At 54.7% G+C, this 25,352-nt stretch carries 29 protein-coding genes; 21 read left to right on the top strand and 8 right to left on the bottom strand.

The features are described 5' to 3' along the window. Nucleotides 1-75 precede the first annotated feature (75 nt). The 4 genes from flgA (at nucleotide 76) to BLU75_RS03260 (ending at nucleotide 2,666) form a co-directional block, all read left to right on the top strand. Complete coding sequence (flgA, locus tag BLU75_RS03275; RefSeq protein ID WP_084379451.1) at nucleotides 76-840, top strand: flagellar basal body P-ring formation chaperone FlgA; 765 nt, start codon at nucleotides 76-78, stop codon at nucleotides 838-840. Nucleotides 841-981: 141 nt separating this feature from the next. Then, nucleotides 982-1,305, top strand: coding sequence for a flagellar biosynthesis anti-sigma factor FlgM (gene flgM / locus BLU75_RS03270; protein ID WP_084379452.1), 324 nt, complete (start codon nucleotides 982-984; stop codon nucleotides 1,303-1,305). Between the two features lie 48 nt (nucleotides 1,306-1,353). Then, entirely contained in the window at nucleotides 1,354-1,821 is a 468-nt protein-coding gene (gene flgN / locus BLU75_RS03265) for a flagellar protein FlgN (RefSeq protein WP_084379453.1), read from the top strand. Nucleotides 1,822-1,916: 95 nt separating this feature from the next. Continuing rightward, entirely contained in the window at nucleotides 1,917-2,666 is a 750-nt protein-coding gene (locus BLU75_RS03260) for a flagellar brake protein (RefSeq protein ID WP_084379454.1), read from the top strand. A gap of 58 nt (nucleotides 2,667-2,724) precedes the next feature. On the opposite strand, the gene BLU75_RS03255 is transcribed toward BLU75_RS03260, so the two are convergent. Beyond that, nucleotides 2,725-4,125: an MFS transporter gene (locus BLU75_RS03255; protein WP_084379455.1), complete on the bottom strand. Its 1,401-nt coding sequence runs from the start codon at nucleotides 4,123-4,125 to the stop codon at nucleotides 2,725-2,727. Between the two features lie 373 nt (nucleotides 4,126-4,498). Further along, nucleotides 4,499-5,869 carry a Na+/H+ antiporter NhaA gene (gene nhaA, locus BLU75_RS03250; RefSeq protein ID WP_084379456.1) on the bottom strand — a complete coding sequence of 457 codons (1,371 nt, stop codon included), beginning with the start codon at nucleotides 5,867-5,869 and terminating at the stop codon, nucleotides 4,499-4,501. Nucleotides 5,870-6,219: 350 nt separating this feature from the next. Here nhaA and BLU75_RS03245 point away from each other — a divergent pair, with 350 nt between their 5' ends. Next, the gene (locus BLU75_RS03245) at nucleotides 6,220-8,097 is read left to right on the top strand and encodes a DUF294 nucleotidyltransferase-like domain-containing protein (RefSeq protein WP_084379457.1); all 1,878 of its coding nucleotides are present in this window, start codon (nucleotides 6,220-6,222) and stop codon (nucleotides 8,095-8,097) included. Beyond that, on the top strand, nucleotides 8,094-8,816 hold the full coding sequence (locus BLU75_RS03240) for a 3'-5' exonuclease (protein WP_084379458.1): 723 nt from the start codon (nucleotides 8,094-8,096) through the stop codon (nucleotides 8,814-8,816). The genes BLU75_RS03245 and BLU75_RS03240 overlap by 4 nt, the downstream gene beginning before the upstream one ends. Before the next feature lie 141 nt (nucleotides 8,817-8,957). Here BLU75_RS03240 and BLU75_RS03235 read toward each other — a convergent pair whose 3' ends face one another. Next, entirely contained in the window at nucleotides 8,958-10,625 is a 1,668-nt protein-coding gene (locus BLU75_RS03235; RefSeq protein WP_084379459.1) for a BCCT family transporter, read from the bottom strand. A gap of 604 nt (nucleotides 10,626-11,229) precedes the next feature. On the opposite strand from BLU75_RS03235, the gene BLU75_RS03230 reads away from it, so the two are divergent. Continuing rightward, nucleotides 11,230-12,441 (top strand): site-specific integrase, encoded by a 1,212-nt coding sequence (locus BLU75_RS03230; RefSeq protein WP_165447474.1) that lies wholly within the window; start codon nucleotides 11,230-11,232, stop codon nucleotides 12,439-12,441. Here the strand turns inward: BLU75_RS03230 and BLU75_RS03225 are convergent. Beyond that, nucleotides 12,438-12,998 (bottom strand): hypothetical protein, encoded by a 561-nt coding sequence (locus tag BLU75_RS03225; protein WP_231982607.1) that lies wholly within the window; start codon nucleotides 12,996-12,998, stop codon nucleotides 12,438-12,440. The genes BLU75_RS03230 and BLU75_RS03225 overlap by 4 nt on opposite strands. A 122-nt stretch (nucleotides 12,999-13,120) precedes the next feature. Here BLU75_RS03225 and BLU75_RS03220 point away from each other — a divergent pair, with 122 nt between their 5' ends. From BLU75_RS03220 to BLU75_RS03195, 4 genes are all read left to right on the top strand, one after another. Further along, complete coding sequence (locus BLU75_RS03220; protein ID WP_058410861.1) at nucleotides 13,121-13,324, top strand: helix-turn-helix domain-containing protein; 204 nt, start codon at nucleotides 13,121-13,123, stop codon at nucleotides 13,322-13,324. Nucleotides 13,325-13,442: 118 nt separating this feature from the next. After that, a complete protein-coding gene (locus BLU75_RS03215; RefSeq protein WP_026067396.1) occupies nucleotides 13,443-13,679 on the top strand; it encodes a helix-turn-helix domain-containing protein in 237 nt (78 codons plus the stop codon). A gap of 114 nt (nucleotides 13,680-13,793) precedes the next feature. Continuing rightward, complete coding sequence (locus tag BLU75_RS03210) at nucleotides 13,794-14,594, top strand: hypothetical protein (protein ID WP_090221609.1); 801 nt, start codon at nucleotides 13,794-13,796, stop codon at nucleotides 14,592-14,594. A gap of 1,015 nt (nucleotides 14,595-15,609) precedes the next feature. Continuing rightward, the gene (locus tag BLU75_RS03195; protein ID WP_084379463.1) at nucleotides 15,610-16,272 is read left to right on the top strand and encodes a DUF4145 domain-containing protein; all 663 of its coding nucleotides are present in this window, start codon (nucleotides 15,610-15,612) and stop codon (nucleotides 16,270-16,272) included. Between the two features lie 69 nt (nucleotides 16,273-16,341). Here BLU75_RS03195 and BLU75_RS03190 read toward each other — a convergent pair whose 3' ends face one another. Both BLU75_RS03190 and BLU75_RS03185 read right to left on the bottom strand, forming a co-directional pair. Further along, entirely contained in the window at nucleotides 16,342-17,334 is a 993-nt protein-coding gene (locus BLU75_RS03190) for a GTP pyrophosphokinase (protein ID WP_084379464.1), read from the bottom strand. Nucleotides 17,335-17,624: 290 nt separating this feature from the next. Next, entirely contained in the window at nucleotides 17,625-17,828 is a 204-nt protein-coding gene (locus tag BLU75_RS03185; protein WP_084379465.1) for a hypothetical protein, read from the bottom strand. A 260-nt stretch (nucleotides 17,829-18,088) separates the two neighbouring features. On the opposite strand from BLU75_RS03185, the gene BLU75_RS03180 reads away from it, so the two are divergent. From BLU75_RS03180 to BLU75_RS03140, 9 genes are all read left to right on the top strand, one after another. Then, nucleotides 18,089-18,283 (top strand): YodC family protein, encoded by a 195-nt coding sequence (locus BLU75_RS03180; RefSeq protein ID WP_084379466.1) that lies wholly within the window; start codon nucleotides 18,089-18,091, stop codon nucleotides 18,281-18,283. Further along, nucleotides 18,283-18,549, top strand: a complete 267-nt coding sequence (locus BLU75_RS03175) for a DUF6953 family protein (RefSeq protein ID WP_084379467.1) — start codon at nucleotides 18,283-18,285, stop codon at nucleotides 18,547-18,549. Before BLU75_RS03180 ends, BLU75_RS03175 begins: the two co-directional genes overlap by 1 nt. Before the next feature lie 81 nt (nucleotides 18,550-18,630). Then, nucleotides 18,631-19,071, top strand: a complete 441-nt coding sequence (locus BLU75_RS03170) for a hypothetical protein (protein ID WP_084379468.1) — start codon at nucleotides 18,631-18,633, stop codon at nucleotides 19,069-19,071. Between the two features lie 866 nt (nucleotides 19,072-19,937). After that, a complete protein-coding gene (locus tag BLU75_RS03165) occupies nucleotides 19,938-20,354 on the top strand; it encodes a DUF5681 domain-containing protein (RefSeq protein WP_017529439.1) in 417 nt (138 codons plus the stop codon). After that, nucleotides 20,351-20,782 carry a hypothetical protein gene (locus tag BLU75_RS03160; protein ID WP_084379469.1) on the top strand — a complete coding sequence of 144 codons (432 nt, stop codon included), beginning with the start codon at nucleotides 20,351-20,353 and terminating at the stop codon, nucleotides 20,780-20,782. The genes BLU75_RS03165 and BLU75_RS03160 overlap by 4 nt, the downstream gene beginning before the upstream one ends. Next, entirely contained in the window at nucleotides 20,769-20,978 is a 210-nt protein-coding gene (locus BLU75_RS03155) for a hypothetical protein (protein ID WP_111769998.1), read from the top strand. The genes BLU75_RS03160 and BLU75_RS03155 overlap by 14 nt, the downstream gene beginning before the upstream one ends. 4 nt (nucleotides 20,979-20,982) lie before the next feature. After that, nucleotides 20,983-21,816, top strand: a complete 834-nt coding sequence (locus tag BLU75_RS03150; RefSeq protein ID WP_084379470.1) for a hypothetical protein — start codon at nucleotides 20,983-20,985, stop codon at nucleotides 21,814-21,816. A 68-nt stretch (nucleotides 21,817-21,884) separates the two neighbouring features. Then, a complete protein-coding gene (locus tag BLU75_RS03145; RefSeq protein WP_084379471.1) occupies nucleotides 21,885-22,229 on the top strand; it encodes a hypothetical protein in 345 nt (114 codons plus the stop codon). An 8-nt stretch (nucleotides 22,230-22,237) separates the two neighbouring features. Then, the gene (locus BLU75_RS03140) at nucleotides 22,238-22,834 is read left to right on the top strand and encodes a tail assembly protein (protein ID WP_084379472.1); all 597 of its coding nucleotides are present in this window, start codon (nucleotides 22,238-22,240) and stop codon (nucleotides 22,832-22,834) included. Nucleotides 22,835-22,927: 93 nt separating this feature from the next. Here the strand turns inward: BLU75_RS03140 and BLU75_RS03135 are convergent, their stop codons facing one another. After that, nucleotides 22,928-23,572, bottom strand: a complete 645-nt coding sequence (locus BLU75_RS03135) for a hypothetical protein (RefSeq protein WP_084379473.1) — start codon at nucleotides 23,570-23,572, stop codon at nucleotides 22,928-22,930. After that, nucleotides 23,569-24,471: a hypothetical protein gene (locus BLU75_RS03130; RefSeq protein ID WP_084379474.1), complete on the bottom strand. Its 903-nt coding sequence runs from the start codon at nucleotides 24,469-24,471 to the stop codon at nucleotides 23,569-23,571. The genes BLU75_RS03135 and BLU75_RS03130 overlap by 4 nt, the downstream gene beginning before the upstream one ends. 219 nt (nucleotides 24,472-24,690) lie before the next feature. Between BLU75_RS03130 and BLU75_RS03125 the strand changes: the two genes are divergently transcribed. After that, the gene (locus BLU75_RS03125; protein WP_084379475.1) at nucleotides 24,691-25,314 is read left to right on the top strand and encodes a recombinase family protein; all 624 of its coding nucleotides are present in this window, start codon (nucleotides 24,691-24,693) and stop codon (nucleotides 25,312-25,314) included. Nucleotides 25,315-25,352 lie beyond the last annotated feature (38 nt).

Raw genomic sequence — 25,352 nt, 5'->3', positions numbered from 1 at the left:
ACTCCTACGCTACAAAATCTACGGATACGACGCGTACCCAACACTAAACGGCACGAGCTTTGCTTTTTATTGGCCATGGACATCAAAACGACAGTTTCCCGACACCTTGGCTTATCCCGTCACCGCAGATTGCTCTGCGCCTGGATGGCGTTGCTCGCCTTGTGCGCGGGGCAACAGGTTCGAGCCGACAACGCCACCTTGCCTGATGTACTTATCGGCGTCACCCAGGGCTTTCTTGAGTTCACTGTAGAAGATTATCTCGCGACCACCCAGACACCGGGGCGCTACGAGATCGAAGTCAAACAGTTGGATCCTCGTCTGCGCATGCCAATGTGCGACAAGGAATTGACAGCCACCCTGGAAAGCCCCGCCCAGCCCATCGGTCGGGTCACGGTACGGTTGCGCTGCGACGGCGCCTCGCCCTGGACCGTGTTCGTGCCCGCTCAGGTCCGGCTGTTTCGTGAAGTAGTCACCGTCACTCGCCCACTTAAACGCACGGGAATCATTGGTTTTGAAGACGTCGCCCTGCGTGAACGAGACATCAGCCAGATCAGTCAGGGTTATCTCACCTCGCTGGACCAGGCCATCGGCCAGAAACTGACGCGACCAATGGTCACCGACCAAGTCATCACCTTGGTGCACATGGAACAGGCCGAAGTGATACGCAAAGGGGATCAGGTGGTCATTTCCGCCAGCAGCGGCGGCCTGAGCGTCAAGATGCCTGGCGAAGCCCTGGCGAATGGCGGGATGAGCGAACAGATCAGGGTCAAGAACCTCAATTCCAAACGCGTGATCAAGGCCCGGGTGACCGCTCCCGGCCAAGTGGAGGTCGCGCTATAGATCACTGGCGTGGGACGCTGGCTTTTCCTACACTGTGAACTGAATTTCATTGCACGTAGGTTTATTGTCAATCGAGCCTAAAGTTTGTCCGGGTATGGCCGAAAACATGGCAAGCGTCCAAATACCCAGAGGTTTTTTAACATGGTCATTGATTTCAATCGTTTGAATAACGCTCCGGCGTTGTCCGGCAATACGCGCACCAGCGGTGCCAAGGACAGCGTCGAGGCCAAGTCCCAACCTTCGCCCGCTCCGGCCGAACAAGCCGACGCCAGCAAAAGTGGGGAATCTGTCCACCTGAGCAATGAGGCTCAACAGTTGCAGAAGGTCACTGACTCGCTGCGCCATCAACCCGTTGTCAATGAAGCCCGCGTGGCCGAATTGAAACAGGCGATTGCCGATGGCAGCTACAAAGTCGACAGCAACCGTGTAGCCAGCAAACTGCTTAACTTCGAAGCCGAGCGCTAGGCAAAGGCCTGCGCCAGGCTTTTGGACGCTTAAAACCCAAGGCCAGCCATGCACGACGAAAATTTGTTGCAACTGATCATTGAAGACCTGGCTCCCGCACAACGCTTGCTCGAGCTGCTTCAAGAAGAGTCCCTGGCCCTGCATGGCCGGGATATGCGGCTGCTGGAAGATATCCTGGCACGCAAGCAATCACTGATCGTCCTGCTTGAACAACACGGCAAGAAACGCAGCCAGATTCTTCTCAGCCTCGGGCTGACGACCGACCACGACGGCCTGCAACAGCTGGCGAGCCATTCGTCGGTCGGTGAGCAGTTGCGCGCCCAGAGCGAAGCACTCAACCAGTTGCTGCTCAGTTGCCAGGAAGCCAACGCGCTTAACGGCCAGTCCATCCAGATTCAACAAGCCACCACCGCAAACCAGCTGCGCATCCTCCATGGCGGCGAACCTCCGGCCTTGTATAACGCCCAGGGTTCCACCTCGCGACTGGTCAAGCCCAGCACTCTCAGTCAAGCCTGACCCGGTTTTACCACGCGCCCTATCAAGGCGCGCAACATGCTGGCAAAATGCCCACTCTTGCATGTAGTCGTATTTTGCCTGGAGATGGAAGAACCGTGTTCAATACCCTCAACGCGGAAGATGCTCCGCAGCCGCCCAAGGTCCTCACTACACCTCTGGAAATTGCCGGTACCTTGCGACTGCTACAAGAGAGCAATGATCCTCTGATCATCACTTTCCAGGAGCGCAACCAGCGTTTCCAGAGCTACCTGGTGGACATTGATCGCGACGGCAAGACGCTGATCCTCGACGAAATGATCCCGCGGGACGGTGAGCGTTATCTTGAGAATGGCGAAGCGTTTCGCGTGGAAGGCTTTCACGAAGGTGTCCGGGTGGCCTGGGAAAGCAACGGCAACCTGACCATCAGCGAAGAAGACGGCCATCGCACGTATCAAGGCAGCATGCCCAATGAGGTGGTTTACCATCAGCGGCGCAACGCCTTCCGCGCAGCGTTGAAACTGGCACAATTGATCAATGTCGATCTGGGCGGCGAGAAACTCAAAGCCCCCGTCAACGGCAAACTGCTGGATATTTCCGCTACTGGTTGCAAGCTGCGCTTTGAGGGCGATATCTCCCAGCGCCTGCAATTGGGTCAGGTCTATGACCGATTTATCGCCGCCCTGCCCTTCGGCAACATGACCACCGCCGTGGAATTGCGTTACTTGCACTTCGAAGAAAAGATCGACGCCACCTTTGCTGGCGTACGCTTCCACAACATGAGCGGCCTGGTGCAGCGGCAGGTGGAACGCTTTGTTTACCAACTGCAACGTGAAGCCCGGCGGTTTGATAAAGACGACGATTTTTAAGCACTGAACCGCAGCAGAAAAAACGGGCAGCTCCTTTCGGAACTGCCCGTTTTCGGTTTCAGGGGCGCGCCCTGCTCAAGTCATGCGGATGCTCGTCCGGATCCAGTGGCTCCGGTGGCCCATCCTCGGCGGACGATCGCTGCGCAACGGTCTCAGCGTCAGTCTCAGGCTCAGGTTCGAGCTCAGTCTCCGTCGGAGTCGTCTGCATTTGATCCTGCACCACCTGCTCGTCGACCCGCGGATCAAGCGCGGCCACCAGCGGCGAGCTGGACATGCTGTCGGGCATGGCCACGTGATGCAGCGGCGCATCGTCCACCTGATGCAGGTTGGTCACCGCTTTGGGTCGAATGCGCCAGACCAGAACCAATGCGCACAGACTGAAAAACGCATAGAGCATCTGGCTGCCGAACAGTTTCATGACCACACCGGCCAACAGCGGCCCGATACTCGCGCCGATACCGTAAGTCACCAGCAACATGGCAGTCAGCGATACGCGGCGATCGCCTTCAACGTGGTCGTTGGAGAATGCAACCGCCAACGGATAAAGGCAGAACTGCACCAGCGAACACAAAAAGCCTACGATAAACAGCACTTCCAAGGGCACCTGGCTCATGATCGCCAACGGCAAAGCCGCGACCGCCAGGCTCAAGGCGAAGCAGCGAATCAATAGCGCACGGTCATATCGATCCGAAAGCCAACCCAATGGCCACTGCACCACCAATCCTGCGAAAATACAGCTGCCCATGAACAGACCGACCTGTTCAGTGGTCAGCCCCTGCTGGGATGCATACAGCGGTGCCAGGCCGTAGAACGAGCCGACAATCAGCCCCGCGCCCAGCACCGTGCTGAGGGACTGCGGTACCCGCTTGATAAAGAAGCGCGGTTCCATCGGCGCCGGATGCAAGGGCGCCGGGTGAATACGCCGAGTCATGGCGACCGGCACCAGACACAGGGCAAAACACAGCGCGACCAGCATCAACAGCTCAAGCCCCAGCTCAGGGTGCATGACCAGGATCAACTGGCCCAATACCAAGCCCAGATAAGAGGCGATCATATAGCCACTGAACACCAAGCCTCGCTGGTTGGCATCCGCCTGCTCATTGAGCCAGCTCTCGATGACCATGTACTGGCACATCATGCCCAGGCCGACAATAACCCGCAGCACGATCCAGGCCGATAACCAGTCGACCAACCCATGGCCCAGCACAGCCGCGCCGACAATCCCGGCACACGTGGCATAGGCACGAATATGGCCGACCCGGGCAATCAGCCGGTGACCGATCTTGCCGCCCAGGACCAGGCCAAAATAGTTGGCCGCCATCAACGCACCGACCCACAGACTGTCGACATTATCGGCCGCCAGGCGCAAGGCCAGGTAAGTGCTGAGCAGACCAGAGCCAATCAGCATCATTAATGAGGCGAAGTAAAGGGCTCGAAAAGATTTCCAGATTTGGCGCATCGGCGTTCCGAGCGGCTCCTTGCAGTGGGGTGTCAGACTCTCTACACGATAGCCTGATAACGAAAAGCGTCATGAAACCCGGGCACCAAAACACAGCGATACCAAGGTCTGTTTAATCCGACAAGCAGGTCAACGCCGGGATCTTCGAAGCTTGAAGCCTTCGATGAACACGTCGCGCAACAGTTCCCTTGCCTTTGCGCTTTATCAGACGCTCACGGGCAGGAGACAAGGTACACGCCGACGACAATATATCTCGCCAATCAGGCCACCGGCACCGGCAGAAAGGTGCAGGCACAAAAAAACCCCGCTTGAAAGTTCCAGGCGGGGCGCTTATCGATCACCTCGGGTCGAGGTCGTCAATGCTGCCGGGCAGCTAAGAGCCTTTTCCAGCCTGTTTTTGCCGGGATGCTCGTTGTATCCAGCCCCAACTCAGGCCCAGCGCGGCCGCAGCGGTCGAAGCGCAGAGGACGCTCAACTTTGCCGCCGAGAGCAAACTGGCATCCTCAAACGCCAGCGCGGCGATAAAAATCGACATGGTAAAACCGATACCCGCAAGCAAGCCTACGAGGACGACGCCAGACCAGGTTACGTCATCAGGCAGCTGACACAATTTCGACTTCACCAACAAACCCGAGGCGAGTATTACGCCCAGTGGCTTGCCTACCACCAGCGCGAGTATCACCGCGATAAACACGTGCTGGGAGAGCGCGCTTTCCAGGTTCGCGCCGGAAAAACTCACCCCGGCATTCGCAAGAGCGAAGAGCGGCATGATCCCGAACGCCACCCAGGGATGCAGTGCGGTTTGAATCCGCTGAACCGGGGAAAGCACTTCTCGCTGAGCCTGGCGTATCTGTTTCAGGGGCTTCGAGATGGCCTGTGCGCCGTTGTCCTTTGAAGAGAATCTGTCCACCAACTCATGAAAGTTTTTTTGAATGGTTTCCAGCGGTTGCTCGCGCATAGGCATCGAGCGCACCGGGCTCATAAGCCCGAGGATCACGCCAGCCAATGTGGGATGCACGCCGGTCTTGAGTAATCCATACCAGATGACCACACCCGGCACTATGTAAAGGAGCATATTGCCTATGCCCATTCGCTGGAGCATCAATACCAGCAGCATGCCGCCCAGTACGACTACGATCCCCGTGTAATCAAGATTTGAGGTGTAGAACACCGCGATAATCAAGATGGCCACGATATCGTCAATGATCGCCAGCGCCAGCAATAACACCCTCACGCCCGCTGGAATCGACTTACCGAGCAGCGCCAGCACCCCGACAGCGAATGCAATATCTGTGGCAGTCGGCACGGCCCAGCCGCTACTCGCCTCAGTTCCCTGATTGATGGCGAGGTAAATCAGCGCCGGCACCAGTACCCCGCCCAATGCAGCGCCCATGGGCAGCAACGCCAGTTTGACGCTGGCCAACGCACCGGCGTGGATTTCCTGCCGTATCTCTGCGCCGACGACCAGGAAGAAGATCGTCATGAGCCCGTCATTCACCAGAAAATGCAGGGATTGCGAGACGCTGGCGTCGCCAAAGCCAAGGGTGACCGGGGTGTGCCAAAGATGTATGTAACTTTGCGCAAAAGTACTGTTTGCCCAAACCAAGGCGATAATCGCCGCTATCAGCAGCGCGATGCCGCTGAGGGCTTCAATATGCGAAAAACGTTCAAGCGCTGAGAGTGCCTTTTCGGTCAGCACTTGAGGGCGCGGGATGACGGTTGAGGACGGCTTATTTCCAGGCACTGAAACTCTCCGGTTGGCGGTGCGACCCACACGATAAATTCAACCTGCTCTGCGCGTCATGCAGCAGTTCAGCCGGCTGATGGTATGAAGGTATCATCCGAGGCGCAAATTTTGCGGGCGAACGCCGAGTGAACCTTCTGCAATCAAGCGACTCCAGTTGCTATGTCATCATGCTCACGGCAGAACAGGCTCGATAGCTATTTTACGGGATACGAAGCACTTCAAGGCGTTTTGTGCGTGCGCTTGATGATCATAGTGGGATGTGGTCTGGTAGTTGCCACGCAAAGGTCGACGGCCTTTACCCAGTCAGGCTCTCGAAAGCCCCATTTTGCCCAGCATTCCGAGGTTTCATGCAAATCGAGTTACAGGAGATCAGCGACCATCTCTATCGTTTCGCACCGTTTGATACACTGCCGAAGGAGTCGGTAGATGCCATAGCCCGACGGGTTGAAGTCAGTTACTTCAAGGCTGGCAGCGACATCCTCGAAGCGGGCGCAATCGTCAAGGATTTGCACTACGTACGTAGCGGCGCGGTGGAGATTTATCGGCGCAACGGGGACCTCTACAACCGACTCGTCGAAGGCGATCTCTTCGGGCAAGCCGGTCTGCTGCGCAGTAACAAGGTGCGCTTTCCTGCAAGGGCGCTGGAAGACAGTTTGATCTACTACATTCCCGCCGAGGTCTTCGCCGACCTGTGCGCTCAGCATGACGCCTTTGCGGACTTCGTTGAGGCCGAGGGCCACTCCAGGCTCAAGTCCGCCGTCGAAGCCCAGGGCCGAGCGAGCGAACTTATCCAGCTCAAGTGCCGTGCGTTGATTTCACGCTCCCTGGTGTGGGTGACCTCTGACACGTCCGTTGGCCAAGCTGCAAAGATAATGACCGAGCAAAGTGTTGCTTGCGTCCTGGTCATGCCGCCAGCGGGGATCCAAGCAGAGATCGAAGGTATCGTGACCGACAGGGACCTGCGTACGCGCGTCGTCGCTGCCGCAAGAGACAGCAACACAACGTCCGTCAGCGATATCATGACCACCGATCCGGTGGCGATCAGCGCAGATGACTCCGTCTTCGAGGCCATGCTAGTGATGTTGCGGCGCAATATTCACCATTTGCCGGTCCTTCACCATGGCCGGCCGATTGGCTTGATCAATCTGTCGGACATCATCCGCTACGAGTCCCATAGCAGCTTGTACCTGGTGAACAGAATCTCCAACCAGACCTCCGTCGAAGGCCTGAAGTCGCTATTACGCGACCTGCGAGGCACCTACATCCGCATGGTGCGCGATGGCGCCACCGCGCACATGATCGGCAGTGCGATTTCCGGTATAGGCCGTGCCTTCACCCAGCGCTTGCTGGAGCTGGCGGAGAAAAAACTCGGCCCTCCTCCGGTGCCCTACTGCTTCATGGTGCTGGGTTCCATGGCACGTGACGAGCAGTTGCTGGTGACTGACCAGGATAATGCGCTGGTGCTGGATGATAGCTTCGATCCCGCCCTGCATGATGCGTACTTCCGCAGTTTGGCGACGTTTGTGAGTGACGGTCTCGCCGCCTGCGGTTACAGCTACTGCAAAGGCAAGATAATGGCGACCAATGATCAGTGGCGCCAACCGTTGAAGGTGTGGCGCAATTACTTTGATCAGTGGATCGACAAGCCAAACCCGACAACGTTGCTGAACAGCTGCATTTTTTTCGATCTGGATGGCGTGTTTGGCCAGCTTGAATTGGTGCAAGAACTCAAGAAGTTGTGCGCCAGCAAATCCAGTGCACATCATGGGTTTCTGAATGCCATGGCCAGGATCGCCCTCAACCGGACGCCACCCTTGGGTTTTTTCCGAACCTTTGTCGTCGAGACCGATGGCCAGCAGAAAAGAATCATCAACCTCAAGGGTCGTGGCACCGCGCCGCTGACCGACCTTATCCGCATCCACGCGCTGGCGTGCGGCAGTACCGCACAAAATTCGTTTGATCGCCTAGATGCAATTGCCGACACTCATCTCATGCCGCCGGACGCGTTGAAGCAACTGCGCTACGCGCTGGAATTCCTGTCCATGGTCAGAATCCGGCACCAGGCCGACGCCTTGGAACAAGGCGCAACGCCCAACAACTACGTTGAACCAGAGCGCTTCTCCAACAGCGAGCGACATAACCTAAAAGAGGCATTTCAGGTCTTGAGCAATGCCCAGAACTTCCTGCGATTCCGTTACCCGGCAAAGGGCCGTCTTTCGCAATGAGGGCGCTCAAATCGAATCCAAACCCGCAGCTGCCGGATTGGTCCGCGCAGTTTGAGGTCTTGGCAAAAAAGGCCCGTCACCCTGGCTTGCGACAGTACTACCAAGCAGGCGTCGTCCCGGCACAGACCTCAATCGATGAGGTGCAATTTCTGGCCATGGACGTGGAAACCACCGGGCTTAACCCGCAGGCTCACAGCATTGTCAGCATCGGCCTGATACCTTTCACACTGCAGCGAATTCATTGCAGCCAGGCACAGTATTGGGTGCTGAAACCCACGTCGGAACTGAGTGAAAAGTCTGTCACTTTTCATCACATCACCCATACCGAAATCTTGAATGCGCCTACCTTCGAAGCAGTGCTGGATCCACTCCTGGAAGCTATGGCAGGCAAAGTAATGGTGGTCCATTACCGGAACCTTGAACGCGCGTTTCTCGGGCAGGCAGTACTTAGACTGCTGAAGGAAGAGCTGGCGTTTCCGGTGATCGACACGATGCAGTTGGAAGCTCGAATACATCGCCAGAAACGGGGATGGTTTGCCCGGCTGATGCGCCGCTCACAAGCCTCCATACGCTTGGCTGATAGCCGCGAGCGCTATAACCTTCCGGCGTATCACGCCCACCATGCGTTGACCGATGCCCTGGCGACTGCTGAATTATTGCAGGCGCAGATCGCCACTCTCCACTCCCCGTCGACGCCGGTCGGGGCGTTATGGAACTGAGTCAGGTAGCTTTATCAGAAAGAAAACCATCGAGCGATGGTTCTTGACGCAGTGCAGATCCTCACAGGTATAGCCCTTTGGCCGGGCTATACCTCCAAGGGTGAGTTAAACGTACGCGCCGCTTAACTCACAGGCAGCGTGCTAACGCGGTTCAGACATCAGTCCTTTCACCAGGGATATACATCCCAGCATCAGCACGATAGCGAACGGCAAGCCCGTGGACACCGCCATCGCCTGCAATGCCACCAGACCGCCCCCGAGTAGAAGAGCAATCGCAATCACACCCTCGATGACCGCCCAGAACACCCGCTGAGGCACAGGTGCATCCACCTTGCCGCCCGCCGTGATCGTATCGATGACCAACGAGCCGGAGTCAGAGGAGGTAATGAAGAACACGATCACCAGGATAATGCCCAGGAACGAGGTGATTTCCTTCAGCGGCAGCTCTCCCAGCATGGCGAACAGTTTCAGCTCCAGGACCGCGTCCTTGACGCCCATCACGCCTTGTACGGTCGCTTGATCAATGGCTGTCCCGCCGAACGTCGTCATCCACAGCACAGAAACCACTGACGGAACGAGCAACACCGAAATCAGAAACTCTCTGACGGTTCGACCACGACTCACACGTGCGATAAACATCCCGACAAATGGCGACCAACTGATCCACCAGGCCCAGTAAAACGCAGTCCAGCCTTGAGTGAACTCGGTATCAGTGCGCCCGAAAGGATTGGAAAGCGCCGGCAGATACTCCACGTAAGTGACCAGATTCTTGAAGAAACCGGTGAAAATGGCCAAGGTCGGGCCAACCACGATGATAAACACCAACAAGAGCAATGCGAGTGCCATATTGATCTGGGAGAGCATCTTGACGCCCTTGTCCAACCCCGCCAGAACCAACCACAGGGCGATCAAGGTAATCCCGACGATCAGTACGACCTTGCTGAGATTCGTCGATTGGATGCCGAACAGGTACTCGATACCCGCTGCGGCCTGCTCCGCGCCGATCCCTAAAGATGTCGCCAGCCCGAACAACGTGGCGAATACCGCGAGGATATCGATGCAATGCCCCGGCCATCCCCACACGCGCTCCCCCAGCATCGGATAGAAGACCGAACGTATCGACAGCGGCAAGCCCTTGTTGTAGGAAAACAGCGCCAGGGACAACGCAACAATCGCGTATATCGCCCAAGGGTGCAGACCCCAGTGGAAGATCGTGGCCGCCATTGCCAGATCGGCGGATGCCTTCATATCGCCCGCCGCGCCGCCTAACGGCGCCCAGTCGGTGCGCGCTCCGCTGGCATCGACGGTGATACCACCCATGGATGCAGCGTAGTGAGACATCGGTTCCGCCACACCGTAGAACATCAAGCCGATGCCCATACCGGCGGCAAACAGCATTGAAAACCATCCGACGTAGCTGTGGTCTGGCTTGGCGTCTCTACCCCCCAAGCGAACCTTGCCTAACGGCGAGCAGATCAGCGCAAGACAAAGCACCACAAAAATGTTGGCGATGCTCATGAAGAGCCAGGCTAGATGACCGGTCAGCCAATTGCGGATAGCGCTGAACAGCGGTTCAACTTCATTTTGCAGCGATAGCGTCAGAATGACGAATAGCAAAATCGTGGCGGCGGAGATGATGAAGACTTTGCCGTGGATATCGAGCGAGAACGAAAACTCTCCTTTGATATTGTCTTGGCCAATGACGTAGTCGGTATCTATCAGGTTGGCAGCGCCGCTAGGCGCACGAATACCGTCCTCACTTGTAGATTGAGGGCTGACAGGTAGATCGTCCTCTGGTTTTTGACCCATAAGAGCCTCCTTGGTTAAGGCACGTTACAACGTGCATTTATCGTTATCCCCGCTGTTCCTATGGTAAAAACGAGATGTGAACCCTGCTATCGTAACAAGCTTTTCCAAGCACCCGACAACCTCTGTCCGTATCGAGCGCGCACGCTCGGCCCCCAGCGCAATTGGATGCCTCCAGGGTGGCCAGCATTTTCACTCTCCGCTATCGCTTCCAGGCTGTCACTTTTCCGAGTTTTTCACATAGGCACGCGGACACTGCCAGCAGGCTGCTTACCCCTGGCAGAACTGTCGGTTAGCAGGTCAGACCCTTGGCGAATCCCTGGCGTTCCTTGAAATGCAGTCCCAGATACGAAAAAGCTCCGCCAGGAAACCTGAGCGGAGCTTTTTCTTGGCCACGTGGCGGGTACACCGGTGGACCCACAACATGGGAAAAAGATGGTGTCCCAGGGCCGGTTCGAACGGCCAACCTTCCCCTTAGGAGGGTCAATTTCGACCCAACAGGCACAGCCACAAGCCCAGTATTAATGGGCCCTTTAGTCCCATTGAGTCCGTGAACATCGAGCGGTATAGTGCTTTTTGCTGCCACCCTGCTGTCACGGTCGAACCCTTGAAAACCAAAATCACTCAGAAGCTAATTGGCAGCCTAGCCGCCGAGGCGAAAGCATACCGCGTGCATGACACCGTGCAACCCGGTTTCTTCATTCGTGTACTGCCCAGCGGTCACAAGTCCTACATGGTCACTTGGGGCCGAAACAAGAACGCCACCCTCGGGCGTGTCGGCGTGCTTACTCTTGACCAAGCCCGAACCGAGGCCGCCCAGTACTTAGCCGATGCGCACGCCCATGGCGAGCCTCTCGCCATCGCCCAGGGCCGCAAAGGGTCAGCCCTGCCCTCGCTGCGCGACTTTATCGACGACACCTATATGCCGTGGTTCAAAGCCCATCACAAAGGCCATGAGAAGACGCAGCACACCCTCAGCAATAACTTCGACCCAATCATGGCCCAGCGCTTGGACGCGATCACCGGGCGAGACCTGGAGCTGATCCGCACAGGATGGATGCAGGGCGGCAACAAGCCCTCCACGGTCAACCGGAAAATGGGCTCTATCAGCGGAGTATTCAGCCGGGCGGTCGAGTGGGATTACATCGATACACATCCGCTGGCCAAGCTGAAACAGCTCAAAGTCGATTCAAAGGGAGTGATTCGCTACCTGGCTGCTGACGAGACCAAACGTCTACGCGATGCCCTGGACGCTCGACAGGATGAAATGAGGACCGAGCGTGAGAGTGCGAACACTTGGCGGACGGACCGCCACAGAGAGCCGATGCCAAGCCTGCTGGAACTGCCCTTCACCGATCACCTGAAGCCAATGGTGTTGGTATCGTTGAATACCGGCATGAGGCGCGGAGAGCTGTTCGACCTTAAATGGTCAGCGGTGAACTTCGACACGAAGACAATCACAGTCGCCGGGGCCACCACCAAGACAAGCGATACGCGCCACATCCCGATGAACAAGGAGACTATTGGTGTGCTGGAAGCCTGGAAGAAGCAGGTGAGCAAGTCGCCGTATGTCTTCCCAGGTCAGGGCGGCGGTCGCTTTGAGGACGTCAAAAGCGCCTGGCTCAAGTTGCTTGAGCGGGCTCAGATCGACGGATTCCGCTGGCACGATATGCGTCACGACTTTGCGTCACGCCTGGTAATGGCCGGCGTACCGCTCAATACGGTACGGGATCTGCTGGGGCACGCCGACATCAAGATGACTTTGCGCTACGCACATCTGGCGCCAGGAACAAAGGCCGCTGCTGTGGAACTGATTTAGAACGGTATGTCGTCAGGCATGAAGTCGTCGTCATAGATGGGGACCACTGTCGGTGACGATTTGTGCTTTTCGACATGAGACTGGATCAGCGCCCAGTGAGACCTGATGAGATTCAGTTCAAGCCGATTGAAATTGTCTCCGAATGAGCCGTCTGGGTACACGTCCCAAAAATAAGCACTAGATCTGATTGTCTCCCACACTCTTAACTCATCATACGTGAGGGCTTCCGGCATATTTATCGCCAGGTTCACCATTCTAACCGCTTCATCTGTAGACCAAATTTTGTCTATCGAGCTAGCCAATGTCCCGCCATCAAAATCCGTCGCCTGATTAGCGATTGCCTGAGAGATCGACCATTCAATAACGGCCGTCAGAGAGCGCTTTTGCAGCCGACCCATGATGTCCAGAGCGAACTTGATTTTAGGATCGATCCGAATCCCAACGCTCACTGTCGTGCTCGATTCACCCGCGCGCTTACTCGTCTTAGTCGCCATATCCTTCCATCTACTCTGATGCGGCCAGCCTAACCGGCCTAATTGCCACAGCTTGCGTGACACGCAAATCTCTGTCAATCCATGCGAGTGCGAGACTGTTTAGCATTTGCTTGCAGATATAGTTTTATGCGATGTAAGCTAGCATCACACGACGCCTCTCTGGCTTCGTTTTTTGGGAGACAACCATGGAACAAGCACAGCAACAAATGGCGCCGCTGTCGGTGAGCGTCGAAGAATCTGCCCGCATTTTGGGTATCTCGCGCTCGGCTACCTACGAGTTGATCGCTCAAGGCGAAATCAAGACTTTCAAAATCGGCCGCCGACGCCTGGCACTCGCATCCGAGCTGAAGGCTTTTATCGAGCGCGCAGCAAAGGTCGGCGCACGGTGACGTGCGAAAAGAATAGGGAGTGGGGATTGCGCAAGGCTGCGCGAGAGGTTGCCAAGGCGGTGCTCGAACACCGCCTTAGCGAAAACACACTGGATAGCACCAACGTGAAGGGCAAACTATGACACGGCATTCTTCAACCGAGCAAGACCGCAAGATGATGGAGGCCCTGCGAAACGGGCCGGTATCGACCATCGAAGCCGCCAAAGACCTGGATATAGTCCAGCCCCCCAACACGATCCGGCGCCTCAGAAAAAAGGGTCACGAAATCCGGACCTACTGGACGCATCAGTCCACTGAGCCAGGCCGGCCGCCACACCGCGTGGCCAAGTACATCCTGATGCGCGAAGCCTCGTAATCGGGAGACCACAAGAGACGCCGCGAAATTGCGACGTCCCTTGTACCTGCCTGCGAGCTGCTGGCGGGCTTCGGCCCGTTGTTTATCCAGCCGAATTACGCTGAGGTCGATTCAGTGGAATGCCTAGCCACAAAACTACTTAGCCGCGGCGACACGGTTAGCATTGAGCTTGGGCAGCTCGTCATTCAACCGGCGAGCGGCAAGCCTGTACCGCCGGAGTGGGTCAGTACCAACCGGGCCAGAATTTGCCGTGAAGTGCTTATTTCATTAGGCATGGATGCTTTCGAGTACACGGATTACTCAACTGGGCACTATGGCAAAACCCGAAGCGCCGGTATCACGCTGAGGTTCGTCTCGCTAGTAAATGGGGAGTCTGTATACGCCGTGTTCAATGCAGACCTGACCCGTCAGCGGAACACGGCCGCAGCTAAGGCTGGCGCGCTGCTTCCCAGGGGGCAATTCCGCATCGGCAAGCGGAGCCACTTCTACAAATTCTGGATGGGCACGGGCTTGCCATTCCCTAGGCGCCTCTCAGCTATGCACGATTACATGGGGAAACTGCGAAGCGTCATGCTGACCGGATTACTGACTGACGACCGTATTAACGCCGGCAGTCTGGTGCCTGTCAGCCTGAGTACCGAGCAATTCAGAACGGCAGTTTTGCCGGACAAGTTCCGGACAATATCCGGACAACTGCCGGACAACTTCCGGACAAGAGCCCCGGACAAGGAAAACGCTACAGCCCATGTAATGCACGGGTTACAGCCGATTCCAACTACGTGCGTTTCAAACCACGAAAACAAGTTAATAAGAAAGGACGAATACAAGACAGCTTCCAGAACTGATTTACCTATTCCTAAGCCTCCTCAGGATCAGAGTGTTGACGAGTGGTTGGAGGCATACAGCTCGACCTGACCACCTTGCTGAGAATTTACCCACCGCCAACAAATGAAAAAAGGGCACCACCCTGTTTCGGGGTAGCGCCCTTGATGCCGCAAAGGTTTCGTTGCTTGTCAGCCCTACTCCAACACCACCGCGTGGTATTGCTGATCGCCGCCCAGGTCATCTGAGCCGAACAGAGCCTGATTGACGGCCTTCCTACTCTCAAGCAGAAGGTCATGCTCATCATGAGTGCCAATGTCCGCTGCAACCCACTCAGGGAGCTCCTTACGCCGCCGCATCTCGCTTAGGTGCGTCCACCAGCGCGTAGCGTAACGACGCTCTGCTAGGATTAGCTCCACCACCAAGGTTCGCTGGTTCTCGGTGAAGAGAGGCAAGTCTACGGCGCTAGAGTCGTACACCTCAGTGGCTACCGCCCCCCTCCGCTTCTAATCCGGACTTTTCTTGGCCTTTCAGGGCGTTACTGATATTTTGGTAAAGTTGCATGACGTGTACCTTGAAGTTTCGTCGTGTGATCGCCAGGCCGCTGTTGACGCAGCGGCTTGGCACCTCTTCTGAGATGGCCCAAATCTGGACCATCGATTCAATCGGCTACGGTTTAAGCCGATCTGCATACGGGATTCACCCGCATCTATTGCTTACCCTTCTCGCTGATCCAGCCAGCCGCCCAGCTCAAGGGGTCTTTCGACTCCATCGGCTCGAGTGGCTTCCCGTCGCGTGCTGCCTGCTTTCCCTGATCCTCTGTTTCGGAGTGAATCCATACTGTGGTGTGCCTGAATCCTGCCTCGCGCTGACGCTCCTTGAAGAGCCTCTGACGCTCTGCCGCTGACAGAGGCTGCTTCTGGTTTTCCTGATCTGCCATATTTCCTCCGTTACCACTTACGAAAAAGAGATGATGGATTATTGTGAGTGGTAACGCAATACAGGGTATGCAAATAATTACAGGGCTCCGATCGACTTATCATTTGAGTATTGCCGTCCTGACCCGACGCAGGCCAAGATCAGCGATCACTCACGGAAGGAAAATCTGATGACTGCGATGATCGCAAGGCGGTTTGTCGAGCTTGAGCAGCAATTGGAAGAGATCCTGGCGTCTAAAACCCATAGAAACAGTTCGTATACAGGTTCAAGTTACGAGCACATCGAATCGGACCTAGTGCTCAATTGGGGCGTGAAGGTCAAATCATTGTTTGAGCGGTTGGGCTCAGAAGCGGCAAGTCAGTTAAAGACATTTATTGAAGCCGAGGAATATCGATCATTTGATTCGGAGGTAGATCGCCTGAAGCGCCTCAGAGCGATCTTCCTCGCTACCAAGGAGGATTTCGAAGGCGGCTACTTAGTGTCGTACCGCAACCTGGTCCAAGCAGAGGTATTTTCCAATGAGCTAGAGCAAGCAGAGGAGCTATTCAGAAACAGCTACGCCACTGCTGCGGCGGTAATCGCAGGTGTTGTCCTCGAGACGACTCTGCGCGATCTGTGTTCTACCCATGAGCTAGAGCACGGTAGCCTCAACAAAATGAACGATGACCTAGCCAAGGTAGGTGCATACAATGCCAGTCAGAAAAAGCGGATCACCGCCTTGGCTGCAATCCGCAACAGTGCCGCCCATGGTAAGCCAGAGGAGTTCACGGCCGCGGACGTGAGGAGCATGATCGATGATGTGGAGCGTTTTCTCACTGCGACGCTTCAATGATCAGCATCAAGTAACGATGTGCATCTACCCCACTAATAATAAAGATGTCAGAATCAACAAAAGGATAATTTATCGAATTAGGCGACGGTACTTCTCAGTTATTGCAACAATTTCAGGTGGAAACGTTTCCGCGCGACTCTCGAAGTACTTATCGCTAGTCAGATCCAAGATTGTCCGAACAGCCCCAGAAAAATGCCATTTAGGTAGCTCTCTCTCGCCCCCCACTCCGGTTTCATACTCCACCTCTTCCTTCTCAAAGTTCGTTAGAATGGGGAGGCACAACTCAATCTTTTCCACCAAATCCTTAAAATTGAATCCCGCCTCTCTAATTTCTTCGAGCAAGCTTGGAATATGATTATCATCATGAGCACGATCGCTAAAATAACGATTGTAAATAGCAACAAGTGAATCAGAACTCAACTCAGAAAAATCCTCCAAATTAAGCTTATTCTCCGTCAACTTCTCAACAAGCTTGACCTTAACGTTCTTAATAGCGTCGAACTGCTCATCAGCAAGTTCAATTAACGCGCTCAATCTATTTAACTGCCGCTTAAACTGAGGAGGAACATCTGCCTCCCTTTTATAAAGTAATTTATGGCTTATTGCAGCCCAAGTATGCATAAGCATGGTTCGAATTTGTATTTCTGCACGAAATCCGCCCAAGCCCCGAGCCCCTGGATGGGCCAACCACTCATTCTTCAACCGAACGATATAATGGTAAGAGGTATATCCAAACTGATTATCATTAAGAGCGTCTTTTTTGTTATCTTTTTGAAGAACCTCGAACTCACTTTCAACGATACCACATATATTTTCTATATCTTCTTGATAATAGCAAATAACTCTTACACCACACAGATCGTCAATTTCATCTAACGGCGCACTATATGATTTTCTCGCCACTTTTCCGACAAACGACTCTTCATTCTTAATTCGAGACTCAATTCCAAAGACTGGAATATTTCTTTCACCGACAATTTGCTTAATCACACTCTCAATATTTTGCCTCAACCTCTCAAGCTTCGGCTTGGCATCTCTAAACTGATCAATAATTTCAGACATCAGCAATGCATCCTTTCGATTATTCGGGCACGCTATCTAAGCGCTAACGTATGTAATATCAATAAGACATGACGCGCAACTGGTGTTCCATCCAGGGAGGCAGCCATCTCGAATAAAGCGCGCCCTTCCCCAATTAGCGAGAGGACGAAAAAGAGCCAGACGACAGACCGAAACAGATGGCCGCTGTGGTGATCCTTCAATGGGGATAGATGTGGGAGGTTTACTCCGTAGGAGAAAGCCTCGACGTTCCACCGCTGGTGAAATACCTCGTCTTTCACTAATGGTGGAAGTTACAGGCGCATCTGCCGAATCACCTGCCGCGGATCTGCGCCGGCGGATAACGCTGAGGTTGCGTCCCTGGTGAGCTGATCCAGTGCCTGCTGCTCGAATGCATCGGCGAGCGATGCAGCTTTGCGCACGATCAGCAGCGCCAGTTCTGGTGGGAATGCGGTCTTGGATGGGGCGGGCAGGTAATCGCAATCAATGACTGACATAGGGGCTCCTGGGAATACCCTGAGTTTTGAGGATATTCCCGCGTTAAGCCAGGCGAAATCTCTACAGAAACACGAAAAGACAGAAGATTATCGTGCTGTGTGACGATTTGGTCTCACTGAGACGGTTTGGTCTCACCCAAAGTGCTTTAAACAGTTTGCACCTTGCACACATTCGCAAGCCCTGTCGCTTGAATGCAAATAGCCATTACATGTACTTTCGCTAAAGGGAATTACTCCTCAAATAGAAAGGGTTCAGAGCCATGGCTGAAGGGAATGAGTTTGCTACTGGAGACTTTGTAAAGCTGAAGTCGGGTGGGCCGGTGATGACAGTGAAGGGATATCGGAAGATTAGCGATGCATTCATTTGCCAATGGTTCGCAGGGAAGAAGCTCGAGCAGGGAGAGTTTTTCCCGGATAGCTTGGTAGCTACGACCATAGAGGAAAAGGTGACCTGATGGACGCTGACTCGGTTGCGGTTTGGATGCTCGCTCAAATTCACAATGACGCGTGCGTCTATCAAGACGAGGTAGTGGATCATCTAGTCAGGGCCAAGCGAGAAGATTTGCTGACTGAAAATTCCGATGGCAATCAGGTCATTGGCAAGCAAGTCCTGGCAGCCTTCCGAAGATTGACGCCCGATACGGTGGTTTGGGTGAAGCCAGATCGTTATTGGCGATTTCGGGTGGCAGAGGATGAACCAGGCCGCGATGCCAGAGGTTGATCCACATAAATGTATCGGGGGCCTTAACTTGAGAACCCCCGCCTCACCAACATGCATTGGTCTCAACGATCAGGGACGGCAATGAATCGTTTACAGCATGATGTTCTCAAATACATTTACGAGCGCAATGAGGTGAAAGTCCGTGTGCTAACGGGAGCGATGGAGAGAAAATATAACGATCATCGTGATTTCTACCCGTTAGCCGGCCTGGTGCTAGAAGGCTTTATTGGCTTCACTGGCGGTCTACCGACATTGAGGCAGGACGAAACAATCACTCATCAAGATGCCTATCTCCTATCTCGGGTATTCCAGTGCTACTCCCAGGGCACGGGAAATCAGCGCTACCAGGAGGTTACAATTCTTACTGGTGCGGGTGAGAGCGACGTTTTCATCGCCGCAAAAGGGCTCTTGTACTTTCATGAGTACAAAGAAAAGCGAAAAGAATGGTGGGCCGTCGCCGCGCTTGGGCTAGTCAGCGCGATAGTGGCTGGGTGCGTAACTGGAGCACTGGTTGCGTCCTAGCCACCCAAGGTACGATCCCATCGATTTGCTGGCGACAATTCACCTAGCTCGGAATAAGACTGCAGATCAGGAGTCGTTCAAATTTTCTCGATACTCGCTCCCGCAGCGGCGAGACAGACCGAATGAACCGAGTCGGACCATTTGGTCTGCTTGGCTCCCTCTCCTCCTGGCAGCAGGCTGGAGCAGGTGTTGCGAGGACAGCAACACCTTCGCTCAAATGTGATCCTTGTTCACCTTAAACCATCGTGACCGAAGCGGGATTCTCCCACTCTGCCTGCGCTGCGAAGCGCCGAGGATTTCTCAGTGGTTCGTAAATCCCGCCGATCAGGGGTATTTCCCCAATGAGGGAAGATGTGAGCAAAATCGCTCATCTCCACTACGCGCCACGTTTTCTTATCTCGCAAAACGTGGCGCAGAAACCTGACATACCGAAACGGTAGGCCAGCCCTCCCCGCTCCATCCTCAATCTGAGATCGATCTGAGCCGAAAACCCGGCTGCGTATCACTTTGCCTATCCGCGACTTACTGCAACAAAAAACCTCTTCTAGATTCGCTGTAAACCAACTATTTCAGTCCCGTTTAATCCGGTTAAGTGTATCACCTAGAGTGCACCTAAAAAGCACTGGATAAATGATCAGATCATGCCTAATGTGAGTTTTTGAGCCACTCAGAACCCCATTCGAGGCCGCATCTATGAACACAGCTAAGCCCGCCCGAGGACGCCAGCACAAACCAACTCGCTCTGAAGTTGCTGCCGCCTGGGGCCGCCTTCGCGAAGCCGCAGCCGACGGGAGCGTTCAAGCATCCGCCCTGCTGATAGCGCTCGCTGAAAACAAACCGGTCATCGCTATGGAATCGCCCACGGCATGACTGATCGCGATAAAGCCGGCAAATGGAAGCCGGGGCAGTCAGGTAATCCAGGTGGCCGTTCTGGCCAAACGCAGGAACTGCGCGCCCGACTCGCGGAAGGTGCAGACGCCGTGACAAAGAAGGTTCTGACAGCGGCCAAGAAGGGCGATATGCAGGCTTGCCGACTGATCCTTGAACGCCTGGTACCGCCAATCAAGCCAACTGCCGAGACAGTGTGCTTCGACCTGGACGACACCGACCTGCCCAGCGCAGCCAAATCAATCCTTCGCGCAGTTGCCGCCGGCGAGCTACCGCCCGACCAGGGCAAGGCATTGATCGAAGGGCTAGGCGCTGTTGCCCGAGTCATCGAGGTTGCCGAGCTACAGAAGGCCGTCGAAGAACTCCGCGAACAGATGGAGGGAATGCGGCAATGAGCATTAAGTGGATGCGGGCCGAGCTCAAACGAATTGCAGAGAAGATCGGCACCGAAGACGAAGAGACAGTGCTCGTTATGTTGACGGTGGTGGACTGCAGGGTTGACGCGGTTGAGGGGGAGATGGATTACCCCGAGACAGTGGGCCATTCGTTCAACTATCCCGTCCAGGGCGTACAGACGGTCATGCACCTCCCACTGTGCACCATGAACAGCTATGACGCGGCCAATCTGGCAGAGGCGTTCATTCTCCACGTCCGCGCAATTGAAAGCCTCCGCCGCCCCGCTCCGGTAGGTGTGATGGATATGCGGCCATTCCCAAGTTCTGGTGCCTGGATCTTCCCGCCGCTGGCTGATGGGCAAAACATCAAAGAGCACGTCGCAGAACAGTACCAACTGATCATCGAGACCCGCCATGAACATCCGTAACCAGGTGGCAAAGCTGCGTCAGCAATCCGGGCTCACTCAATTCAATCGTGACGTGCGAGAGATCAGCGCCCTTATGGACGAGTTGCACGTAACAGAAACCGGCGGTGGCACCCGAGAAAACGTGTCCCTACTCGAAATTCTGAGCGAAGCCTCAGACCAAAACCGGCCGCCCCACGGCCAGACAATCAAAAGGTAACTCAATGAAAATCGGCAAACGATCCGTCCTCAAAGTTGGCTTGGCCAACCTCCATTACTCCGAATACGAACACTCCCAGGTAGAGGCGAGAACATTCAATATTCAGCGACCAGATGGCACCAAAGGCACCTGGCAGGCAGGTGGCTTGCTGAAGTCTGTCCGCCATTTGCAGGGATTGTCCCTGGAGGCGTTCAAGGACCTCGGAGAAGAAATCCTCTCGATTCGCGAGAACAAGGACCTCAACGCCGCAGCCATTGAGCGCAAGGGTAAGGAGCAGATTGATGGAATCATCCCCGCCCTGATGCCGGCGATGGAGAAGGCGGCAAAAGATATGCTCACGCTGGCCCAAACAGTTGCCAGCGGCTTTGCAGCGGTCACGCCTCGCGCTAGCTCGGACGTTGTTGGTTTCCTGGCAGATCAGGAGCTGCGAGCGATCGTGCGAGGCCTCAAGCCGGAGGAGCGCCAGCGGCTAGTAGCTGAAGCGCGCGCAGGCAGTCACCCCGACGTTGTAGAGGCGGTGCTCAGGGCAAACCCAATGCTCTCCGGGCTGTCGCCAGAGGCGGCTGACAGCCTTTCGCGTGCAGGCATTGCCGCATCGCGCGCCGAAGACATCGAAGGGCTCAAGCAGATGCTAGCGATCTACGACGACGTGCTGGCCACCGCCTCCAATGCTGGTGTCGCACTGAGCGGTATGGTCGCCAATTCGAATGGGTACACCGGCCGGTTTGAGAAGTGGCGATCGGGCTGTGAGGGTTCCGAAGCGCTTCGCGAATGGCTGGCGAAAATGCCCACTCGCACCACCGCAAAAGCGTCTCCTGATCAATCCGAAGCGGCCTAACTGCCCCTCCGTGCGCTACGCAAGTATTGGTAGCGCCAATCAACGGCAGACTCTGTGAGTGTGAAGACATGACCTTTCAAGAGCGTTTTACCGAAGCGTGCAAAACGCAGAAATTCAAACCCTACGAACTGATCCAGGGGCCGGACGCCGGCTACACGGTGTGGGAGGTCCAGCACGTCAGTGGTGGCCAACAAGTGACAGTCGACGGCCCCTTCTTCACTGAGGAAGAGGCCAGGGTTTCCGCCGACCTGCTGAGGGGGACATTCCGAGGCGCCCGGGCCAGCGATGCGATCTACAACCGGGTGTGGAACTACGACCCGCGCCAGGAGCAACTGACCATCGACCAGGCGCATATGTCGCGTGCAGTACTCGCCATTCGTCTTGGGCTGCCCGCCCCATCCACCAAGCCATAGGAGGCCCCATGGCCGCTACAGCAATCGAATACGCCCAGCTCACCACAATCAAACTGTACGGACAGCTACGGCAGTTCGGTAAGTCCTACCAGTTCTCCATCCGAACGCCGGCCGAGGCAATCAAAGCATTGTCAGTGCAGATCCCTGGGTTTGAACGGTTTCTGTCGAATGCGAAGTCTCGCGGCCTCGTGTTCGCGGTATTTCGAGGCAAGAAAAATATCGGTGAGGGTGAGCTTGGGTTTCAAGGCAAGGGCGACATCATCATCGCCCCCGTGATAGTGGGCAGCAAACGCTCTGGAGTTCTGCAAACCGTAATCGGCGCCGTGCTGATCGCAGCGTCATTCTTCACGTTCTGGGCGCCTCCAGTATCAGCCGGCTTGTTTGCATCTGGAGTGGGTATGGTTGCCGGCGGTGTTATTCAAATGCTCAGCCCCCAGGCCGGCGGTCTCAAGACCAGCGCAGCGCCGGAGAACACGCCATCGTATGCATTTGGCGCAGCACGAAACACCACTGCCTCTGGCAACCCAGTACCGCTTTGCTGCGGCTACCGGCGCTGGGGTGGCGCGATCATCAGCGCGGCGATTTACGCTGAGGATCGGATGTAAGTTACCGGAATAAAGAACTCTTCTTGCGGTTCGACCTTCGGATGATAAATGCCCGGCCTTGAGCGTTTTCGTGCCGGGCATTTGCATTAATGATTACTCATCATCCATTAACTTGAATACGCGCTTAACTATCATTAAAAGAGTCAGAACTAAATTAGCAGTAAGAAAAACAGAAAGAGAGAAAAGCAAATTCTTATAGTCAAAACTAAGAATAGCCGACCATACTCCCTGAATCGGGGTACCAACCTTGGGTGGCGATGCCAAATAAGCAATCATACATAACACAGACGCAAAGACCGAAACAATAACCGAATAAGAGATATTCACCACTAACTCACTCAGCAGTCTCTTATGTTGGCTATACCTACGAATGGGAAAATCCTCAGGTGAGTCTATATCACCAGATTTGAGCACCCCCAAGCTTTCTGCTGACTTAATTAGGCCTCGACGAGCCTCAGTCAAAACGATCAACTTCTCGCTCACCCTCTTACTCTGATCATAAACCAGAACAAGTAAGTTCAGCAGCAAACCTGCAAAAATCGCACACACAGAAGTCAATAGACTTATGGTGTTCGCTTTATCAACAATCTCACTAAAAAAAACCAATACGGCTGTAGCAGCAGGAACCAACAGAAAAATAGTCAAGTCTGACAACGAAATCTTGTCAGTCGAAGAGTTGCGAACGGCAGACCTGCAATGCCGGACGAGAATAAACCAGATGTTAATTTTTTGGCTCATTTTGACACCTTCTGAACAAACTCCTTCATCAGATGTTGCGCATAGTCATGCAAGCTGCTCGGATCAGGACTACCGTTTTCCATGGCAACATTCTCCTCGTCGATATCGATAGCGGCTATCGGCTCTCCATTCCTGAGCGACAGCACTTTTTTTCGTCCCCCCGACTCCACAACGGCTTTAACATCCGCAGAAATATCAGATAGCATCTCTACGTAAGAGCGATCTGCTCCATCGACCTTTTCTCTGAGTCCCTTGATGTTCCCAAAGCCCATACCTCTTTTGGGCTTAAGAATTAGTTCTGCACGTTCTACGCCCAAATTATCAGCTATATCAGCACCTTTATCCGTAAGATTGTAGCGCCCTAGTCGAATCTCCTTAACATCGGACTTATCGAGCCACTCTTTAACGGAGGCTTCATGTGCAAGCGCTGGCATCTGCACATGGAGGCCTACCATCTTATTGAAATATGCACCGAATTCCTTATGGAAAAATGTCTTTACACCCTTACCCCCAGCGGTGTGTAGCAATACCACCCCTGTTTTACTTTTTTCAGGGATACAGAAACTAAAATACAAAGACTTCACATCAGTTTCGTCATGTTTTTTATCATGAGTCTTTTTCCGGCTTTTTATATCAACGATGCTACCGGCAAGCCCATACTCACCGTACTCCAACCAGCCGAAAACGCTACGACCTTTTTTCTCGACACTCACCACCTGAATGGTCTTTTTTGTCTCGGTATCATCATGCATCTCTTTTTTAAGTGTTTCGAGAAAAGCATGTATAAAATCTAACATATCATTAGTTCTGATATTATTCAGCTCATGATATCTCTCGCCTTTGGGACCATCCAAAAGATTATCGTGAACCTTTAAAGTGTAAGCAGATAGCGAGTGCATACGAGTCCTTTCTTTTTAGAGTACAGCTGATTAGCGTCACAAAATAGTGGCACAATAATAGCCGCCTAGCTCATGGAAGGCACGAGCGCTTTGTCGTTTTTTTGTGTATGCCTATCCAGATACAGGCTTATTTTGCCTTTTTCGGGCTTTCCGCTTGATAAGTAACATCCAAAGTGCAACAGTATTAGTGAAACGCCCTAACTGATACAGGCACACATCATGTTCATCCGCGCATACCTCCGAGCATCCACCGAAGAGCAAGACGCCAGCCGCGCCCGCGCCTCGCTTGAGCAGTTCGCCAGCGACCATAACAAGGTCATCGCCAGCGTGTACCTGGAGAACGCCAGCGGCGCCACCGCCGACCGGCCGGAGCTGCTGCGCCTGCTGAAAGATGCGCGCAAGGGTGACGTTCTGCTGGTGGAATCGATCGACCGTCTCTCCCGCCTGCCGGTTGAGGATTGGCAAAAGCTCAAGGCCGCTATCGACTCCAAGGGCCTGCGCATCGTCGCGCTAGACCTGCCGACCAGCCACCAGGGAATGCAGGACACCAAGGGCGACGAGTTCACCGGGCGGATGCTTGGGGCCATCAACTCGATGCTGGTGGAAATGATGGCCGCAATCGCGCGCAAGGATTACGAGCAGCGCCGCGACCGCCAGGCCCAGGGCATCGAGAAAGCCAAGGCCGCCGGCAAGTACCAGGGGCGCCCCGTGGATGCCGACCTGCACAAGCGCGTCACCGAGCTGCTCGGCGCCGGCCTGGGAATTCGCGCAACGGCCCGACACGCAGGATGCTCGACCACGACGGTGCTTCGAATTAGAGATCTTCACAGCCGCGTTAATTGAACGTTGTTAGCTCCATCCTTAGCCACCCAATAGATCGA

The sequence above is a fragment of the Pseudomonas mucidolens genome (genome assembly GCF_900106045.1).
Taxonomy (GTDB): Bacteria; Pseudomonadota; Gammaproteobacteria; order Pseudomonadales; family Pseudomonadaceae; genus Aquipseudomonas; species Aquipseudomonas mucidolens.
Note: the sequence above shows the minus strand (reverse complement) of the source record. Positions and strands in the feature narration are given on the sequence as shown.

Coding starts and splice junctions, on each gene's coding strand:
- BLU75_RS03160 (WP_084379469.1), top strand. CDS start 20,351: ATGAGCATTAAGTGGATGCGGGCCGAGCTCAAACGAATTGCAGAGAAG.
- BLU75_RS03130 (WP_084379474.1), bottom strand. CDS start 24,471: ATGCACTCGCTATCTGCTTACACTTTAAAGGTTCACGATAATCTTTTG.
- BLU75_RS03185 (WP_084379465.1), bottom strand. CDS start 17,828: ATGTCAGTCATTGATTGCGATTACCTGCCCGCCCCATCCAAGACCGCA.
- BLU75_RS03180 (WP_084379466.1), top strand. CDS start 18,089: ATGGCTGAAGGGAATGAGTTTGCTACTGGAGACTTTGTAAAGCTGAAG.
- BLU75_RS03135 (WP_084379473.1), bottom strand. CDS start 23,572: ATGAGCCAAAAAATTAACATCTGGTTTATTCTCGTCCGGCATTGCAGG.
- flgN (WP_084379453.1), top strand. CDS start 1,354: ATGCACGACGAAAATTTGTTGCAACTGATCATTGAAGACCTGGCTCCC.
- BLU75_RS03245 (WP_084379457.1), top strand. CDS start 6,220: ATGCAAATCGAGTTACAGGAGATCAGCGACCATCTCTATCGTTTCGCA.
- BLU75_RS03140 (WP_084379472.1), top strand. CDS start 22,238: ATGGCCGCTACAGCAATCGAATACGCCCAGCTCACCACAATCAAACTG.
- flgA (WP_084379451.1), top strand. CDS start 76: ATGGACATCAAAACGACAGTTTCCCGACACCTTGGCTTATCCCGTCAC.
- flgM (WP_084379452.1), top strand. CDS start 982: ATGGTCATTGATTTCAATCGTTTGAATAACGCTCCGGCGTTGTCCGGC.
- BLU75_RS03165 (WP_017529439.1), top strand. CDS start 19,938: ATGACTGATCGCGATAAAGCCGGCAAATGGAAGCCGGGGCAGTCAGGT.
- BLU75_RS03170 (WP_084379468.1), top strand. CDS start 18,631: ATGAATCGTTTACAGCATGATGTTCTCAAATACATTTACGAGCGCAAT.
- BLU75_RS03215 (WP_026067396.1), top strand. CDS start 13,443: ATGACACGGCATTCTTCAACCGAGCAAGACCGCAAGATGATGGAGGCC.
- BLU75_RS03235 (WP_084379459.1), bottom strand. CDS start 10,625: ATGGGTCAAAAACCAGAGGACGATCTACCTGTCAGCCCTCAATCTACA.
- BLU75_RS03150 (WP_084379470.1), top strand. CDS start 20,983: ATGAAAATCGGCAAACGATCCGTCCTCAAAGTTGGCTTGGCCAACCTC.
- BLU75_RS03125 (WP_084379475.1), top strand. CDS start 24,691: ATGTTCATCCGCGCATACCTCCGAGCATCCACCGAAGAGCAAGACGCC.
- BLU75_RS03220 (WP_058410861.1), top strand. CDS start 13,121: ATGGAACAAGCACAGCAACAAATGGCGCCGCTGTCGGTGAGCGTCGAA.
- BLU75_RS03145 (WP_084379471.1), top strand. CDS start 21,885: ATGACCTTTCAAGAGCGTTTTACCGAAGCGTGCAAAACGCAGAAATTC.
- BLU75_RS03240 (WP_084379458.1), top strand. CDS start 8,094: ATGAGGGCGCTCAAATCGAATCCAAACCCGCAGCTGCCGGATTGGTCC.
- BLU75_RS03255 (WP_084379455.1), bottom strand. CDS start 4,125: ATGCGCCAAATCTGGAAATCTTTTCGAGCCCTTTACTTCGCCTCATTA.
- BLU75_RS03195 (WP_084379463.1), top strand. CDS start 15,610: ATGACTGCGATGATCGCAAGGCGGTTTGTCGAGCTTGAGCAGCAATTG.
- BLU75_RS03175 (WP_084379467.1), top strand. CDS start 18,283: ATGGACGCTGACTCGGTTGCGGTTTGGATGCTCGCTCAAATTCACAAT.
- BLU75_RS03155 (WP_111769998.1), top strand. CDS start 20,769: ATGAACATCCGTAACCAGGTGGCAAAGCTGCGTCAGCAATCCGGGCTC.
- BLU75_RS03190 (WP_084379464.1), bottom strand. CDS start 17,334: ATGTCTGAAATTATTGATCAGTTTAGAGATGCCAAGCCGAAGCTTGAG.